This is a genomic window from Nonomuraea ceibae (assembly GCF_019396325.1).
GTDB classification, from domain to species: domain Bacteria; phylum Actinomycetota; class Actinomycetes; order Streptosporangiales; family Streptosporangiaceae; genus Nonomuraea; species Nonomuraea ceibae.
Genome location: NZ_JAHKRO010000041.1, coordinates 56,958 through 71,945, shown reverse-complemented (window position 1 = coordinate 71,945; position 14,988 = coordinate 56,958). Strand labels below are relative to the sequence as shown.

The 14,988-nt window shown below is 75.7% G+C and carries 15 protein-coding genes and 1 pseudogene; 5 read left to right on the top strand and 11 right to left on the bottom strand.

Annotated elements, in window-relative coordinates:
* From KME80_RS24520 to KME80_RS24510, 3 genes and pseudogenes are all read right to left on the bottom strand, one after another.
* Positions 1-277 (bottom strand): annotated as a pseudogene (locus KME80_RS24520) (hypothetical protein); the annotation flags it as partial.
* Between the two features lie 34 nt (positions 278-311).
* Positions 312-659 (bottom strand): NADH-quinone oxidoreductase subunit A, encoded by a 348-nt coding sequence (locus KME80_RS24515; RefSeq protein ID WP_219508471.1) that lies wholly within the window; start codon positions 657-659, stop codon positions 312-314.
* A 70-nt stretch (positions 660-729) separates the two neighbouring features.
* Positions 730-888 carry a hypothetical protein gene (locus tag KME80_RS24510; RefSeq protein WP_219508470.1) on the bottom strand — a complete coding sequence of 53 codons (159 nt, stop codon included), beginning with the start codon at positions 886-888 and terminating at the stop codon, positions 730-732.
* A 160-nt stretch (positions 889-1,048) separates the two neighbouring features.
* Here KME80_RS24510 and KME80_RS24505 point away from each other — a divergent pair, with 160 nt between their 5' ends.
* Positions 1,049-2,011 carry an alpha/beta fold hydrolase gene (locus KME80_RS24505; protein ID WP_219508469.1) on the top strand — a complete coding sequence of 321 codons (963 nt, stop codon included), beginning with the start codon at positions 1,049-1,051 and terminating at the stop codon, positions 2,009-2,011.
* A gap of 7 nt (positions 2,012-2,018) precedes the next feature.
* Here KME80_RS24505 and KME80_RS24500 read toward each other — a convergent pair whose 3' ends face one another.
* Positions 2,019-2,597 carry a helix-turn-helix domain-containing protein gene (locus KME80_RS24500; protein WP_219508468.1) on the bottom strand — a complete coding sequence of 193 codons (579 nt, stop codon included), beginning with the start codon at positions 2,595-2,597 and terminating at the stop codon, positions 2,019-2,021.
* A 92-nt stretch (positions 2,598-2,689) separates the two neighbouring features.
* Between KME80_RS24500 and KME80_RS24495 the strand changes: the two genes are divergently transcribed.
* Complete coding sequence (locus KME80_RS24495; RefSeq protein WP_219508467.1) at positions 2,690-3,196, top strand: DinB family protein; 507 nt, start codon at positions 2,690-2,692, stop codon at positions 3,194-3,196.
* Positions 3,197-3,220: 24 nt separating this feature from the next.
* On the opposite strand, the gene KME80_RS24490 is transcribed toward KME80_RS24495, so the two are convergent.
* The 7 genes from KME80_RS24490 to KME80_RS24460 all read right to left on the bottom strand — a co-directional run bounded on the left by KME80_RS24490 (position 3,221) and on the right by KME80_RS24460 (position 9,119).
* Positions 3,221-4,213 carry an alpha/beta fold hydrolase gene (locus tag KME80_RS24490; RefSeq protein ID WP_219508466.1) on the bottom strand — a complete coding sequence of 331 codons (993 nt, stop codon included), beginning with the start codon at positions 4,211-4,213 and terminating at the stop codon, positions 3,221-3,223.
* Positions 4,214-4,299: 86 nt separating this feature from the next.
* Positions 4,300-5,499: an MFS transporter gene (locus KME80_RS24485; RefSeq protein WP_219508465.1), complete on the bottom strand. Its 1,200-nt coding sequence runs from the start codon at positions 5,497-5,499 to the stop codon at positions 4,300-4,302.
* A 38-nt stretch (positions 5,500-5,537) separates the two neighbouring features.
* Positions 5,538-6,107 carry a TetR/AcrR family transcriptional regulator gene (locus KME80_RS24480; protein ID WP_219508464.1) on the bottom strand — a complete coding sequence of 190 codons (570 nt, stop codon included), beginning with the start codon at positions 6,105-6,107 and terminating at the stop codon, positions 5,538-5,540.
* Positions 6,104-6,745 carry a sugar O-acetyltransferase gene (locus tag KME80_RS24475; protein ID WP_246645692.1) on the bottom strand — a complete coding sequence of 214 codons (642 nt, stop codon included), beginning with the start codon at positions 6,743-6,745 and terminating at the stop codon, positions 6,104-6,106. The genes KME80_RS24480 and KME80_RS24475 overlap by 4 nt, the downstream gene beginning before the upstream one ends.
* A gap of 33 nt (positions 6,746-6,778) precedes the next feature.
* Entirely contained in the window at positions 6,779-7,315 is a 537-nt protein-coding gene (locus tag KME80_RS24470; RefSeq protein ID WP_219508463.1) for a hypothetical protein, read from the bottom strand.
* 80 nt (positions 7,316-7,395) lie between these two features.
* Positions 7,396-8,469, bottom strand: coding sequence for a sensor histidine kinase (locus KME80_RS24465; protein ID WP_219508462.1), 1,074 nt, complete (start codon positions 8,467-8,469; stop codon positions 7,396-7,398).
* Positions 8,466-9,119: a response regulator transcription factor gene (locus tag KME80_RS24460; protein ID WP_219508461.1), complete on the bottom strand. Its 654-nt coding sequence runs from the start codon at positions 9,117-9,119 to the stop codon at positions 8,466-8,468. The genes KME80_RS24465 and KME80_RS24460 overlap by 4 nt, the downstream gene beginning before the upstream one ends.
* Before the next feature lie 88 nt (positions 9,120-9,207).
* On the opposite strand from KME80_RS24460, the gene KME80_RS24455 reads away from it, so the two are divergent.
* The 3 genes from KME80_RS24455 to KME80_RS24445 all read left to right on the top strand — a co-directional run bounded on the left by KME80_RS24455 (position 9,208) and on the right by KME80_RS24445 (position 14,980).
* Positions 9,208-10,560 (top strand): S41 family peptidase, encoded by a 1,353-nt coding sequence (locus KME80_RS24455; RefSeq protein WP_219508460.1) that lies wholly within the window; start codon positions 9,208-9,210, stop codon positions 10,558-10,560.
* A gap of 104 nt (positions 10,561-10,664) precedes the next feature.
* Positions 10,665-13,253: an ABC transporter ATP-binding protein/permease gene (locus KME80_RS24450; RefSeq protein WP_219508459.1), complete on the top strand. Its 2,589-nt coding sequence runs from the start codon at positions 10,665-10,667 to the stop codon at positions 13,251-13,253.
* On the top strand, positions 13,250-14,980 hold the full coding sequence (locus KME80_RS24445; protein ID WP_219508458.1) for an ABC transporter ATP-binding protein: 1,731 nt from the start codon (positions 13,250-13,252) through the stop codon (positions 14,978-14,980). Before KME80_RS24450 ends, KME80_RS24445 begins: the two co-directional genes overlap by 4 nt.
* Positions 14,981-14,988: the final 8 nt, after the last annotated feature.

The following is a 14,988-nucleotide window of genomic DNA, read 5'->3' as shown; positions in this document are numbered from 1 at the left end:
CGATCTTCGCCTTGACCTGGGCGGGGGTGGGGGCGGCGGGGAGGTCGGCGCGGGCTCGGGGGCCGGGCATGGCGGCCCAGACGGTCTCGACGGCGTCCGCCAGGCGGCCCGACGGCGGTCCGCACACCACCAGCAGGTTCGCGGCAGCGGGCGAGCCGGCCGCCAACCAGTGGCGTTCGGCCAGCGCGGCCTCGGCGAGGAGCCGCGCGCGGGTGCCGTACGGCACGGCGACGACGAGGGGACGCACGGCCGCCCGGCGCACCAGCCACTCGCTCATGCCCACCGGAACGCCCTTCCCGCCGCCCACCCGCTCATGCCCACCGGAACGCGCCCTCGCGCCAGGCGTACAGGACTCCGGTCATGAGCAGGGCCAGGAAGGCGAACATCTCCACCACGGCCATCGCGCCCATCTCGGCGACGACGAGGGCCCACGGGTACATGAAGATCATTTCCATGTCGAAGGCCAGGAAGACGAGCGTCACGGCGTACCAGCGGACGTGGAAGCGGGACAGGGCGTGCTCGGCGGGCCGCCCGCCCGACAGGAACGGCCCGGTGTCCAGCGCGGGCGGCTGGCGCAGGAGCGCGGCAACCCCGTACACGCCGCCGATCCCGGCGGCGAGCAGCAGCAACAGGCCGAGCACGGCCGCCCAGGCTTCCATGCGCTGTCGCTTCCCGGGACCCAGCCCCCCGAAACGGCCACCCGAGAGCAGCCCGCCGAAACGGCCCGCCTCAGAGGTCGGACCAGGTCACGTCGTCGCGGGCGGTCAGGGCGTCGGCGACGCGGTCGAGGGGCAGGGGCCGGGACATCGGATACGTGAACGGCACCGATCCGGTCCGCAGCGTCCACACCGTCCAGGCGGGCAGCCGTTCGCCGAGCTCGGCGACCAACGGGTGCAGTTCCCTGCTGGAGACGCCGGCGCCGTGCCCGCACGCGGGCAGGGGAACCTCCTCTGGGCGCGGCTACGGGTGTTTTTGCCGGTTCGGCAACAGGATTCACGGTGACCGCGCCGCTTCGCCGATGATCGGCGGGAACCACTTGGAGGATGACATGCCGAAATACGCCCACCGTCTCGTTCCCTCGCCCGCGGGCCGGATCCACCTGGTGGAGGAGGGGGCGGGGCCGCTCGTGCTGCTGGTCCACGGGTTCCCGGAGTCGTGGTACTCCTGGCGGCACCAGTTGCCCGCGCTGGCCGCCGCCGGTTACCGGGCGGCCGCGGTGGACGTGCGCGGTTACGGCCGCTCGTCCAAGCCGGCGGACGTGGCCGCGTACCGGATGGTCGACCTGGTGGAGGATGCGGTCGCGGCGGTGCGCGGGCTGGGCGAGGACACGGCGGCGATCGTCGGCCACGACTGGGGTGCGGGGATCGCCGCGCACGCCGCGCTGCTCAGGCCGGACGTGTTCACCGCCGTCGCGATGCTGAGCGTGCCCTACACGCCGCCGGGCGGGCCGAGGCCCAGTGAGGCGTTCGCGCGGATGGGCGGTGACGAGGAGTTCTACGTCGCCTACTTCCAGGAGCCCGGCCGGGCCGAGGCGGAGATCGAGCCGGACGTGCGCGGCTGGCTCGCCGGCGTCTACGCCGCCCTGTCGGCCGGGACCATGCCGCCGCCGGGCGCGCCGGACCCGCACTTCGTGAGCCGGGGCGGCCGGATGCGCGACCGGTTCCCGTCCGGGCCGCTGCCGGGCTGGCTGAGCGAGGCCGACCTCGACGTGTACGCGGCCGAGTTCGAGCGGACAGGGCTGACCGGAGGGCTCAACCGCTACCGCAACATGGACCGCGACTGGGAGGACCTGGCCGCTCACGCGGGCGCGCCGATCGCGCAGCCGTCGCTGTTCGTCGGGGGCGCGCTGGACGCCACCACCACGTGGCTGTCGGCCGCCGTCGAGGCGTTCCCCGTGACGCTGCCCGGCCTGGTCGCCTCCCACCTGCTGGACGACTGCGGGCACTGGGTGCAGCAGGAGCGTCCCGAGGAGGTGAACCGCATCCTGACCGGCTGGCTGGCCGGCCTGTGACGCCGGGTCAGGAGTTGGCCGGAGCCAGGTGGGCGCGCTCCCCCTGGGCGCCGAACAGCGTGAGCACCTCGGCCGGCCGGCTGCCCGCGCTGCCGATCCAGTGGGGGACGCGGGTGTCGTACTCGGCGGCCTCGCCGGCGCCGAGCCGGAACTCCCGCTCGCCCAGCACGAACCTGACCTCTCCGTCGAGGACGTAGAACCACTCGTAACCCTCGTGGGCCTGCAGCTTCGTCGTGGACTCCCGCCCGGCGGGCGGGTAGACGACCTTGTACGCCTGGACGCCGCCGGCCCGCCTGGTGAGCGGCACCAGCACCAGCCCGTGCCGCCGCACCGGCCGCAGGTGGATGCGCGGGTCGCCGGTGGGCGGCGCGGCGACGAGGTCGTCGAGCGGGACGCCGTGCGCCCGCGCCAGTGGCAGCAGTTGCTCCAGCGTGGGGCGGAGCCTGCCGTTCTCCAGGCGGGACAGGGTGCTCGCGGTGAGGCCGGTCTCACCGGCGAGCGCGGCCAGCGTGGCGCCGCGCGCCTTGCGCAGGGCGCGCAGCCTCGGCCCGACTCCGGCGAGGACGTCTTCTTCAGGGCGTTCCATGCCCCGATGATGCGGATCCGCAACTTTTCTTGCAAGCCGGGAAGGGCGGCGGCGATGCTGGCTGTCCATCACCGACGAAGGGGGCGACCCACATGGATTCCACCCGGACCCAGCGGCCGGGCGGCGAGGACGCGGGGCTCTCCCGGGCGCGGCCCGCCGGTGAGAAGGCGACGCTGCGGGGCTTCCTCAACCGCCTGCGCGACGCCGTCGCCGCCAAGGTCGACGGCGTCCCGGAGCCGCAGGTCAGGACCGCCGGGGTGCCGTCGGGCACGAGCCTGCTCGGCCTGGTCAGGCATCTGGCGTACGTCGAACGCTTCTACTTCCTCGGCGAGGACGCCGGCGACTGGGCCGCGACCATGCGGCCCACGGCCGAGGACACGGTGGACGGCGTGCTCGCCCGCTACCGCAGGGCCGTCGAGCAGGCGAACCGGGTCATCGACGCCTGCCCCGACCTGGACCTGCCCGCCCCGCGGCCTCCGGGCCGGGGCGGGACGCCGTCGATGCGCTGGGTGCTGGTGCACATGATCGAGGAGACCGGGCGGCACGCCGGCCACGCCGACATCCTGCGCGAGCGGATCGACGGCTCCACCGGCCGCTGACCTGCCGCTGACCGGCCGCCCTCGTCACCCGGAGGCGGCGAAGAAGGCGCGCAGGTGCCGGTTGACCGGCTCCGGGCAGTCGAGCTGCGGCGCGTGACCGCACCCCTTGAGGATCTCCAGCCGCGCGTCGGGCAGCAGCTCGGCGAAGCGGCGGGCCCGCTCGACCGGCTGCACGGTGTCCTGCTCCCCCCACAGCACCAGGACCGGCGTCCTCGTGGCGGGCAGGGCGCGCTCGGTCGGCCCCCAGTCGAGGCGGCGTTCCAGCAGGTACGTGGCGCGGAGGTTCTCGTGGAAGGTCATCGGCGCCCACCACTCGTCGACCAGCTGTGCGGTGACGCGCTCCTTGTTGACCATCATGCCCTCGGCCAGGCTCTCCACCGCTGACCGGCCGGAGGACAGCTTGACGGCCAGCTCGCCCACGACGGGGAGCTTCAGCGACTCCCACATCCAGGTGCCGGGCAGGTCCAGGCCGGTGGCGTCGAGCAGGGCGAGCCTGCTGACGCGGGCGGGGTGACGCTGGGCGAAGGCCAGGGCCCAGCCGCCGCTCCAGGAGTTGCCCGCCAGGGCGGCCCGCCGCACGCCGACGGCGTCCATGAACGACCCGACGGCGGCGGCCATCGCGTCCAGGTCGTAGGCGAAGCCGGGGTCCTTGAGCCGGGTGTAGCCCTGGCCGGGCAGGTCGACCACGTACACGGTGTGGTCGCGGGCCAGCGCCGGCAGCTGGTCCTTCCAGCCGATGACCGAGGTGCCGCCGGGCGACAGCAGGATCACCGGGCTGCCGGACCCGGCCTTCACGTAGTGGAAGGCGGCGATCGGGGTGTCGGCGTAGCGGGACCCGGCCTGGGCCAGGAAGGGCGAGCGGAAGGCGCGGCCGTCCTCGGCCGGCTGCCAGCCGTACGCGCCGAACAGCGTCACGGCCACCAGCAGCGCGAGCGCCGCCGCCAGCACGCGCGGCCAGCGGCGCCTGCGTCCGGGCCGCCGGACGCGGGTCGGGGGTGTGTCGTCAGGGCGGACCATGTCATCCTCGGTCTCTGTCGTCGAGTCGTTCATGGTCCGGACGGGCGGGCGGTCCAGGGTGTGACGGCCGCTCCCGGTGATCCCGCTCACCCCCCGGGTTCCCGGCGCGGCAGGGCGCGGGCGAGGACGGCGGTGAGCGCGCCGGCCGCGACGACGGTGAGCAGCCCGGCGCGCAGACTGACGAGGTCGGCGACCACCCCGACGAGGGGCGGCGACAGCAGGAACCCGCCGCGCAGCAGCCAGCTCACGACGGTCAGCCCGGTGCCGGCGGGCAGCCCTGGCAGCTCGTCCGCGGCCTGCATGGCGGCCGGGACGACGGTGGCGAAGCCGAGCCCGGCCAGCGCGAACCCGGCCAGCGCCGCCGGGACCGACGGCACGGCGAGCGCGGCCCCCATCCCGGCGGCGGCCAGGACCGCCCCGGCGCGGACGACGGCGCGGCGGCCGAACCGGTCCACGACGCGGTCCCCGGTCAGGCGGCCGGCGGTCATGGCCGTCTGGAGGGCGACGACGGCCAGCCCGGCGGTGGCGGCGTCGGCGCCCAGGTCGCCGCTGAGGAAGAGGGCGCCCCAGGACGCGCCGGCGTCCTCGGCGAGCGCGCCGCAGGCGGCCAGCAGGCCGAGCACGGCCAGCATCCGCACGGCCGCCCCGGGAAACGCCTCCCGCCACCCGCGCCCGCCAGGGTTTCGCCTTCCGGCGGGCCGCTCGGCGTCCTCCGCGCCGGGGAGCAGGAACCGGTACGCGACGAGCGCGACGACGCTGAACAGCACCGCCGAGATCGTCAGATGGACCGGCAGGGGCAGGCGCAGCCCGGCGGCGGCCGCGCCCATCAGGCCGCCCAGCACCGCGCCGACACTCCACAGTCCGTGCAGCGAGTTGACGATGGAACGCCCGTAGAGCCGCTGGACGCGCAGGCCGTGGGCGTTCTGCGCGACGTCCACGACGGCGTCCAGGGCGCCGACGGCGAACAGCACACCGGCGAAGGCCACCCAGTTCGGCGCGAAGCAGACCAGCAGCGTCACGAGGGCGGTCAGGGCGATCCCCGAGGCCGCCACCCGCGCCGAGCCGAGACGGCGGATGGCCGCCCCGGCGAGCAGCCCCGCCACGAGCGCGCCCAGCGGGGCCCCGGCCACGGCGGTGCCGAACACGGCGTTGCTCACGCCGAGGTCGGCCTTGAGCTCCGGGTAGCGGGGGACGAGATTGAAGAAGACGGCGCCGTTGGTGAGGAACAGGGCCGCGACGGCGGCGCGGGCGCGGCGGGCCTGGACAGTGGGGGGCGCGGCGGGCATGCAGATTCCGATCAGGTGGTACGGGCGGGAGTGCGCGGTCAGCGCAGGAAGCGGTGGACGGCGTGCCGGATCTGCTCCGGCGTCATCGGGTCGGTCGACAGGGCGCTGTGCAGCACCAGGCCCTCGATGAGCGCGTCCAGCTCCCGCGCGGTGGTGGGGTCGAAGTGGCGTTCCAGCGCGCGGCGGCTGCGTGCCATCCACGCCTGGGTGACGGCGCGCAGGGCGGGGTCGCGGGCGGCGGCCACGTACAGCTCGACGCTCAGGACGAAGTCCCGCCGGGAGCCGAGCAGGTCGTCCGACACCAGGGCGATGACGGCCTCGGCGGCGGCGTCGCGGTCGGCGGCGGCCGCCAGGCGTTCGTCGAAGACGCGGGCGACCGCGTCGGCGTGCCGGGTGAACGCCTCGGCCAGGACCTCCTCCAGGGAGGCGAAGTGGTAGGTCATCGAGCCGAGCGGCACGTCGGCGGCGCGGGCGATCTCGCGGTGGGTGGTGCGGGCGACGCCGCGTTCGGCGATGACGGTGAGCGCGGCGTCGATCAGCCGGTCGCGCCGCCCGGGATCGTGCCGGCGCGGACGCCGCCGGCCGGGCGACGGCGTGGCGCCGGTCATCCGGCGCCGGGACCGGGACCGGGTCCGGCGGCAGGTCCGGCGGCGGGATCGGAGCCGGCGGCGGGTCCGGTGGCGCGGATCACGCGGGCGGGGTTGCCGACGGCGACGACGTTGGCGGGCAGGTCGCGGGTGACCACGGCCCCGGCGCCGACGACGGTGTTGTCCCCGATCGTGACCCCGGCCAGGACGATCGCGCCGCTGCCCAGCCACACGTTGTCGCCGATGGTGATGGGCGCGGCCGCCTCCCACCTGGCTCGGCGCAGCTCCGGGTCGACCGGGTGGGTGGGGGTCAGGAGCTGGACGTACGACCCGATCTGGACGTCGTCGCCGATGGTGATCGGCGCCACGTCCAGGGCGACGAGGCCGAAGTTGGCGAAGCAGCGGGCGCCGATGCGGATGTGGCCGCCGTAGTCGACGTGCAGCGGCGGCCGGATCTCCGTGCCCTCGCCGACCGAGCCGAGCAGCTCGGTGAGCAGGCGGCGGCGCTCACCGGTGTCGCGGGCCGGCGTGGCGTTGAACGCCTCCGTCAGCTCCGCGGCGCGCATCAGGTGCTCGGCCAGCTCGGGGTCGTCGGCGAGGTACAGGTCACCGGCCAGCATCCGCTCGCGCATCGTCCGGCCATCCGCATCAGGCATCATACGTACAAGCGTACACATGCCGATTTTTGCCGATCAGGCGCGGTCGAGCCGCTGAAGCAGCCCGTACACGAACAGCGCCCGGTAGCCCGCGCCCTCGTGGGTGAAGCCGGCCGTCCAGTGGTGCGGCGCCCCGCCCTCGCCCTGCGTCGCGCCGGGGAAGGCGGCGAGGTCCGCCACGACGCACGCCCACGGGACGAGCTCGCCGAAGGCGGGCGCGGCGCGGGGGCTCGGCCGGACGAACCACTGGTTCCACACCTCGCCGCCGGGGCCCGCCAGCGCCTCGAACTCCAGGCCCGGCCACGACGGCAGCGCCCACCGGAACACCTCGCACGTCAGGCTGCCCGCCTGCCGGACGCCCCGGTGCGCCGGGGGGCCGAGGGCGCGGCGCAGCGCGGCGACGCCCTTCGGCGCCCCGGGCGCGTACGCCGTCCGGGTCCAGCGGGCGTGCGCGTCGCGCAGCTCGGCCCGGGTCGCGCCCATCGCGGCCAGCGCCTCCTCCACCCGCGCCGGGTTGAGGTCGCGCATGCGGTGCATCAGGGCCAGCTCGAACTGGCGCACCTCGAACGTCATCCGCCCTGTATACCGTGCCGCGCCATGCCGGGTCAGGTGGCCGGGGTCAGGCGGGCCGGGTCGGGGGCAGGCACACCGGGTCAGGTGGGTGGGAAGGTGACGGTCACCGTCAGGCCGCCGCCCGGGTTGGGGCGGGCGCGGACGTCGCCGCCGTGGGCGGCGGCGATGGAGGCGACGATCGACAGGCCGAGCCCGGCGCCCTGCTCGCGGGTCGTGTCCAGGCGGCGGAACGGCAGGAAGAGGTCGCCGAGCCGGTCGGCCGGCACCTCGGGGCCGGTGTTGCCGACGGTCAGGCGGCGGCCGGCGAGCGTCACCTCGACGGTCCCGCCGGGCCGGTTGTAGCGGACGGCGTTGTCGACGAGGTTGGTGACGAGCCGGTTGAGCAGGACGGCGTCACCGTCCACGACGCACGGCTCGATCCGCGCCGTGACGCTCACCGGGCCGCCCGCCTGCTCGGCCAGCACCAGCCGGGTCACCTCGTCCAGGGCGACGGGGGCGCGTTCGCGCAGGCCGTGCTCGGCCTGGGCGAGCAGCAGCAGGGCGTCGATGAGCCGTTCGCTGCGGCGGTTGTGCGTCAGCAGCTTGTCGCGGATCTCCCCCAGGTCCGGGGGCAGCCCGATCTCGATGGCGGCCCGCTGCACGGCCAGCGGGGTGCGCAGCTCGTGCGAGGCGTTGGCGATGAAGCGCCGCTGCGCGTCCACCGAGCGTTCGAGCCGGTCGAGCATGGCGTCGAAGGTGTCGGCCAGCTCCTTGAGCTCGTCCTGCGGCCCGGTCAGGGCGATGCGCTCGTGCAGCGTCGACAGCGACAGCCGCCGGGCGGTGGCGGTGATCCGGTGCAGGGGCCGCAGCAGCCTGCCGGCCACCAGCCAGCCCGCGAGCAGCGACACCAGCGTCAGGACGCCGACCGCCAGCCACGTCACCTCCCACTGGTAGCCGACCACGTCGTCCACCAGCTCGGGCAGCGGCGGCCGCACCCCGTCTCCGCCTCTGCCGCCGGGCGGGACCTCGGCGGCGGGGGGCGGGACGGGCAGCCGCCCGACCCGGGTGGACAGCGCGTGGCTCAGCAGCAGGTTGACGGTGACGAGCAGCACCACCGACGTCAGCAGGAACAGCCCCGAGTAGACGAGCGTCAGCCGGACCCGGATCGTCGTCACAGCAGGTAGCCCGCGCCGGGCACCGTCTGGATGCACGGCGGGTCGCCGAGCTTGGCCCGCAGCCGGCTGACCACGACCCGGACCACGGTGGTGAACGGGTCGACGTTCTCGTCCCACGCCTCCTCCAGCAACCGCTCGGCGCTCACCACGGCGCCGTCGGCCCGCATCAGCGTCTCCAGGACGGCGAACTCCTTGAGCGACAGGTGCAGGTGGCGGCCGTCGCGGGCGGCCTGGAGGCGGTGCGTGTCGACCACGATGCCATGCTTGGTCAGCACCGGCGGCACCCCGGGCACGCTGCGCCGGCCGAGCGCCCGCACCCGCGCCACCAGCTCGGCGAAGTCGAACGGCTTGGGCAGGTAGTCGTCGGCGCCCATGCCCAGCCCCTCGATCCGGTCCGGCACCGACCCGGCCGCCGTCATCATGAGGATCCGGGTCCGGCAGCCGCGCGCCACCAGCTCACGGCAGACCAGGTCGCCGTGCGTCCCCGGCAGGTCCCGGTCGAGCACGAGCACGTCATAGTCGCTGACCGCCAGCCGCTGCGAGGCGGCCATGCCGTCGTACACCACGTCCACGGCCATCGCGTGACGGCGCAGCCCCACCGCCACCAGATCGGCCAGATCCCGCTCGTCCTCTGCCACCAGAACCCGCATGCCGCCGTTCGTATCGCGGCGGGCGTAACAGCGGCGTTAACGATCGCGTTCACAGCCGCGCAACGGGGCGGCCGCCACGCTGGCGGCCATGATCAGAACACTCTGCGCCGCCGCGCTCGCCGCGGCCTGCGCCCTGTCCCCGGCACCCGTCCCCAGCCCGTCCAGTCCCTCGGAGCCCGGCGGCCGGTGCGCCCCCGCGACCGCGCCGCCGCCGCAGCCGCCGCCTCCCACCACCGTGAACACCCTGCGGATGGCGTACCACTGCGTGCTCGACCACTACTACAGCGGCCCCGCGATGGACCCGCGCGAGCTGCTGAAGAGCGCGTTCTCCGCCTACACGCAGGACCTGATGCGGCGCGGCGCCGACCGGCCCGGGCTGCACCTGCCCGCGCTGACCGGCGACCGCGACGGCGACTGGGCGGCGTTCGCGAAGGTCCTCGGCGACGGCGACCCCGCCGCGCTGCGGGCCGCGATCACCGGCATGGTGGACTCGCTGCAGGACAACCACGCCCGCACGGCCCGCCCGTCGCCGCCGCCGGACGGCGGGCCGGGGGACGGGCCGGTCGGCACCGGCATCGCGGGCCTGTCGGCGGCGCAGGGGCCGAGGTTCGACCCCGCGGCCCGGCCGCCGCTGTTCATCACCCGCGTCCTGGACGGCAGCCCCGCCGACCGGGCCGGCATCCGGCCGGGCGACATCGTGCTCAAGGTCAACGGCATCCCGGTGTTCGTCGGCGACCGGCCCAACACGACCGTCTTCGACGTCCTGCCGGGCCCGTCCGTCCGGCTGACGCTCAAAAGGCCCACGTCCGGGCAGGTCCGCACCGTACGGCTCGTCGAAGGCCCCCTCGACCCGCCGCGCGACGAGGTCACGTCGAGGAAGCTGCCGGGCGGCGCCGTGTACGTGAAGCTGCCCGGGTTCTTCCCCGGCGCCGCGGACCAGGTGCTGGCCGAGCTGCGGGACAAGCCGGAGGCGGTCGTGCTCGACCTGCGCGGCAACGGCGGCGGGTCGCCCCGGGAGGTGACGCGGCTGCTCGGCGCGTTCGCGCACGGCAAGGTCACCAGCTACTTCTGCCCGCTGAAGGGGGAGTGCGCGGCCAACCGCACGGACGACAGCGTCCCGCTGCTCGGCGCCCGGCTGGTCGTGCTCGCCGACCGGGGGTGCGCGTCGGCCTGCGACGACTTCAGCGCCGCGGTGAAGGGGCTGCGGCTGGGGACGATCGTGGGGACCCGCACCGCCGGCGCCGTCTCCGGGCCCGCCGCCGGCTACCTGCTGGACGACGGCACCGTGCTGGGGCTGCCCAAAGTCCGGCATCTCGGTCCGAACCGGGAGATGATCGACACGATCGGCACGCCGGCCGACCACCACGCCCCGATGACCGCCCTCGCCCTGGCCACCGGCCGCGACCCGGGCCTGGCCAAGGCGCTGGACCTGCTGCGCTGAAACGCCGGTTGCGCCCGTGCCGCTCGCTCTTCTATGTTATGCCCCGTAACTAAGGTAAGCCTTACCTGGGAGAGCGAGTGGCGAGCAGGGGTTACGCCGGGGCCATGATGAAGACCTTCGGCGCCGTGGAGCACACGCTCACCGTCGCCGCCGTCGACGACGTCACCCCGCACTACCGTCGCATCACCTTCGACGCGCCGACGCTGTTCGACGGGCAGCCGATCGAGCCCGCGAGCTGGGTACGGCTCTGGGTGCCCGACCCCCGCCGGCCCGGGCGCGAGCACCAGCGCGGCTACACGCTGCTCGACCCCGACCCGGAGACGCGGCGGGTCAGCATCGAGTTCCTCATCCACGAGCCCGCCGGACCCGCCAGCGCCTGGGCCGCCCAGGCCGGGACCGGCGACACCGTCCAGGTCACCCGCTGGGCCTCCGGGCACTTCGCCCCGCCCGACCCCGCGCCCGACGGCTACCTGCTCGTCGGCGACGCCGCCTCGCTGCCCGGCATCAACGCCATCCTCGCCGCCCTGCCCGACACCGCCGAGGTACGCGTCCACCTCGAACGCCACCAGGAGCACGACACGCTCATCCCCGTCACGCCGCACCCCCGCGCCACGGTCACCTGGCAGCCCGCCACCGGCGACCCCGCCGCGCTCGCCGACGCCATCGAGGAGCGCGACTGGTCCAACTGGTACGCCTGGGTCACCGCCGAATCGGCCGCCACCAAGCACGTCCGCGCCCGGCTCAAGGACCTCGGCTTCCCCCGGGGCGACGCCAAGGCCCGCGCGTACTGGATCCGCGGCCAGGCGATGGGCACCGGCCGCGACCACACCCCCGGCGAGGAAACCCCCACCACCGGCACCACGCGAAACCACCCCGCGACACCGACGGCGGCAGGCGCACCAGCGGGCGCGTCCGCTGGGCGCGCGGGCTCGGGAGGGTCCGCTGCGGCCTCGGCGGGGTGGCGGTCGCGGGCGGGGGCGCGGCTGCTGGCGCCGTTGCGGGGGCGGCTCCTGCTGGCCGGGGCGTTCCAGGCCGTGGTGAGCCTGGTGCAGCTCGCGCCCTACCTGCTGCTGGTCGAGCTGTGCCGCCGCCTGCTCACTGCCGGCCCGCAGGCGGAGGGACTGGCCGGGCTGGGGGTGGGGGCGCTGGCGCTGATGGGCGGCGGCGCGGCGCTGGCGGGCCTGCTGGTGGCGGCGATGCACGTGCTCGACGCGCGGTTCGGTCACCGGGTGCGCGCGGACGTGGTGGGCAAGCTGGCGCGGCTGCCGCTGGGCTGGTTCACCGAGCGCTCCTCCGGCCGGGTCAAGCAGGCGGTCCAGGACGACGCGGAGAGCGTGCACTACCTGGTGACGCACGCGGTGCTGGACGTGGTGGCGGCGCTGGTGGCCCCGCTGGCGGTGCTGGTCTACCTGTTCACGGTCTCGCCGGCGCTGGCGGCGGTGCTGCTGGCGCCGCTGCTGGCCTACCTCGTCATGTCGGCGCGCATGGTGCAGGCGTCGGCCGCCGAGCTGGCCGGGTTCACCGTGTGGGAGCGGCGGGTCGGCGCGGAGGCGGTCTCGTACGTGGACGGCCTGACCGTGGTCAGGGCGTACGACGCGGGCCCGGCGGGCGGTTTCCGGGCGCTGCTGGGCGAGCGGGCGCGGTTCCTGGAGCGGTGGCAGCGGCCGCTGGTCCGCCGCCGGACGGCGGTCGACCTGGTGACGCGCCCGCTGACGAGCCTGCTGCTGATCGTCGTGGCGGGCGCGCCGATGGCGGCGGGGGGCCTGCTCGCCACCGCGGACCTGCTCCCGTTCCTGCTGCTCGGCGCGACGTTCGGCAGCCAGTTGCTGGCTGCCGCGTTCGGCCTGGGTTCGGTACGTGACGCGCTGGCGGCGGCGCGGCGCATCGGCCTGCTGCTGGTGGAGCCGGAGCTGCCCGAGCCGCGGCTGCCCCGGCCGCTTCCCGGGGCGGCGGGCCGTACGGTCCGGTTCGAGGGGGTGGGGTTCGGCTACGACGCGCGGCGGCCGGTGCTGTCGGGTGTCGACCTGGAGTTCGCGCCGGGGACGGTGACGGCGCTCGTGGGGCCGAGCGGCGCGGGCAAGTCGACGCTCGCCGCGCTGCTGGCGCGCTTCCACGACGTGGACGCCGGCCGGATCACCGTCGACGGCGTCGACCTGCGCGAGCTGTCGCAGGCCGAGCTGCACCGTACGGTCGGGTTCGTCTTCCAGGACGTGTCCCTGCTCCGGGCGAGCGTCCACGACAACATCGCGCTGGCCAGGCCGAACGCCTCCCGGGAAGAGGTGGAACGGGTGGCCAGGGCGGCGCACGTGCACGACCGGATCGCCCGGCTGCCGGACGGCTACGACACGGTGCTCGGCGAGCGGGCCCGGCTGTCGGGCGGCGAGGCGCAGCGGCTGACGATCGCGCGCGCCCTGCTGGCGGACGCGCCGGTGCTGGTGCTGGACGAGGCGACGGCGTTCGCCGACCCGGAGTCCGAGCACCTGGTGCAGCGGGCGATCAGCGAGCTGGTCGCGGGCCGTACCGTCGTGGTCATCGCGCACCGGCTGCACACGATCACGGGCGCGGACGCGATCGTGGTGCTGGACGGCGGCCGGGTCGTCCAGCGTGGCACGCACGAGACGCTGCTGGCCGCCCCCGGCCTCTACCGCGACCTGTGGCAGGCCGCCGCCGCTCCCCTGGAGACCCTGACATGATGATCTTCGACGTGCTCCGGCTGGCCGGCGACCGGGCCGCGGTCGTCCGCTACCTGGTCCTGCTCGTGGTGAGCGCGGCGGTGCGGGCGGGGGCGGTGCTCACGCTGGTGCCGCTGCTCGGCGCGCTGTTCTCCGCCGGGCCCGGCGCCGCCGCGGGCTGGATCGCGCTGCTGGCGGCGCTGGTGGCGGCGGGCTGGGCCGCCGACCGCGCGGTCGCCGCCGCCGGGTTCGCGATCGGCTTCGAGCTGCTGTCCGGCATGGAGGCGCGGGTCGTGGACCGGCTCCAGCGCATCCCGCTCGGCTGGTTCACCGCCGGGCGGCGGGCCGAGGCGCAGCGGGCGCTGACCTCGTCGGGGCGCGAGCTGTGCCAGGGGGTGGCGCACCTGCTGACGCCGGTCGCCGGGGCGCTCATCACGCCGCCGCTGATCGGGGCCGGGCTGCTGCTGGTCGCCTGGCCGCTCGGCCTGGTGGCGCTGGCGGCGGCGCCGGTGCTGCTGGGCGCCATGTGGGCGAGCGGCCGGTGCCTGCGCGCGGCCGACGACGCCTACACGGCGGCCTCCGCCGAGGCGGGGCAGCGCGTCATCGAGCTGGCGCAGGCCCAGCCCGCGCTGCGCGCCGCCGGGCGGACCGGCGTGCGCGGCACGGCGGTGGGCCGGGCGCTGGACCGGCAGCGGTCGGCGGCGCTGCGGCTGATCGGCTTCAGCCTGCCGGGGCAGGTGCTGTTCGGGCTGGCCACCCAGGCGGCCCTGCTCGGCCTGGTGGCGACGGCGGTCGTGCTGGGCGTGACCGGCGAGCTCGGCGGCGCGCAGGTGGTCGCGCTCGTCATCGTCGCGGTGCGTTTCGCCGAGCCGTTCGCCACGCTGGCGGAGCTCTCCCCGGCGATGGAGGCGCTGCGCGGCACCCTGACGCGGGTCCGCAGTGTGCTCGACGCGCCGGTGCTCGGCGCGGACGCCCCCGCCCCGGTCGTGCCCGACCCGGGCGCGCCCGCCCTGGAGCTGCGCGACGTACGCTTCGGCCACGAGCCGGGGCGGGACGTGCTGGCCGGGGTCTCGTTCACGGTGGAGCGCGGCACCACCACGGCGATCGTCGGCCCGTCGGGCGCGGGCAAGTCGACGCTGCTGGCGCTCGTCGCCCGCTTCCACGAGGCCCGGGAGGGCAGCGTGCTGGTCGCCGGGCACGACGTGCGCCGCTACGACCCGGCCGCGCTGATGGGCGGGCTCGGCATCGTCTTCCAGGACGTCTACCTCTTCGACGCGAGCCTCTACGACAACGTCCGGCTCGGCGACCCGGACGCGCCCGACGAGCGGGTCCGCGAGGCGGCGTCGGCGGCCCGGCTCGACGAGGTGATCGAACGGCTGCCCGACGGCTGGGACACCCGCGTGGGCGAACGCGGCGCGGCGCTGTCCGGCGGCGAACGCCAGCGGGTGAGCATCGCCCGCGCCCTGCTCAAGGACGCGCCGCTGCTCCTGCTCGACGAGGCCACGGCCGCCCTGGACGCCGCCAACGAGCGGGCCGTCGTCGCCGCGCTGGAGTCGGCGGCGGGACGGCGGGCCACCGTCGTCGTCGCCCACCGGCTCAGCACGATCGCCCGCGCCGACCAGGTGGTCTTCCTGGAGGACGGGCGGGTGGCCGAGGCGGGCGCCCCGGCCGAGCTGCTGGCCCGGGGCGGGCGTTTCGCCGCCTACTGGCGGCAGCGCGAGCAGGCCGCCGCCTGGACGCTCGCCTGACCGCGGCT

What these genes read in the sequence shown, in the direction of transcription:
- KME80_RS24515 (WP_219508471.1), bottom strand. Translation starts at nt 659, where the DNA reads ATGGAAGCCTGGGCGGCCGTGCTCGGCCTGTTGCTGCTGCTCGCCGCC.
- KME80_RS24505 (WP_219508469.1), top strand. Translation starts at nt 1,049, where the DNA reads ATGCCGAAATACGCCCACCGTCTCGTTCCCTCGCCCGCGGGCCGGATC.
- KME80_RS24470 (WP_219508463.1), bottom strand. Translation starts at nt 7,315, where the DNA reads ATGACGTTCGAGGTGCGCCAGTTCGAGCTGGCCCTGATGCACCGCATG.
- KME80_RS24495 (WP_219508467.1), top strand. Translation starts at nt 2,690, where the DNA reads ATGGATTCCACCCGGACCCAGCGGCCGGGCGGCGAGGACGCGGGGCTC.
- KME80_RS24480 (WP_219508464.1), bottom strand. Translation starts at nt 6,107, where the DNA reads ATGACCGGCGCCACGCCGTCGCCCGGCCGGCGGCGTCCGCGCCGGCAC.
- KME80_RS24460 (WP_219508461.1), bottom strand. Translation starts at nt 9,119, where the DNA reads ATGCGGGTTCTGGTGGCAGAGGACGAGCGGGATCTGGCCGATCTGGTG.
- KME80_RS24455 (WP_219508460.1), top strand. Translation starts at nt 9,208, where the DNA reads ATGATCAGAACACTCTGCGCCGCCGCGCTCGCCGCGGCCTGCGCCCTG.
- KME80_RS24450 (WP_219508459.1), top strand. Translation starts at nt 10,665, where the DNA reads ATGATGAAGACCTTCGGCGCCGTGGAGCACACGCTCACCGTCGCCGCC.
- KME80_RS24485 (WP_219508465.1), bottom strand. Translation starts at nt 5,499, where the DNA reads ATGCCCGCCGCGCCCCCCACTGTCCAGGCCCGCCGCGCCCGCGCCGCC.
- KME80_RS24490 (WP_219508466.1), bottom strand. Translation starts at nt 4,213, where the DNA reads ATGGTCCGCCCTGACGACACACCCCCGACCCGCGTCCGGCGGCCCGGA.
- KME80_RS24475 (WP_246645692.1), bottom strand. Translation starts at nt 6,745, where the DNA reads ATGATGCCTGATGCGGATGGCCGGACGATGCGCGAGCGGATGCTGGCC.
- KME80_RS24445 (WP_219508458.1), top strand. Translation starts at nt 13,250, where the DNA reads ATGATGATCTTCGACGTGCTCCGGCTGGCCGGCGACCGGGCCGCGGTC.
- KME80_RS24500 (WP_219508468.1), bottom strand. Translation starts at nt 2,597, where the DNA reads ATGGAACGCCCTGAAGAAGACGTCCTCGCCGGAGTCGGGCCGAGGCTG.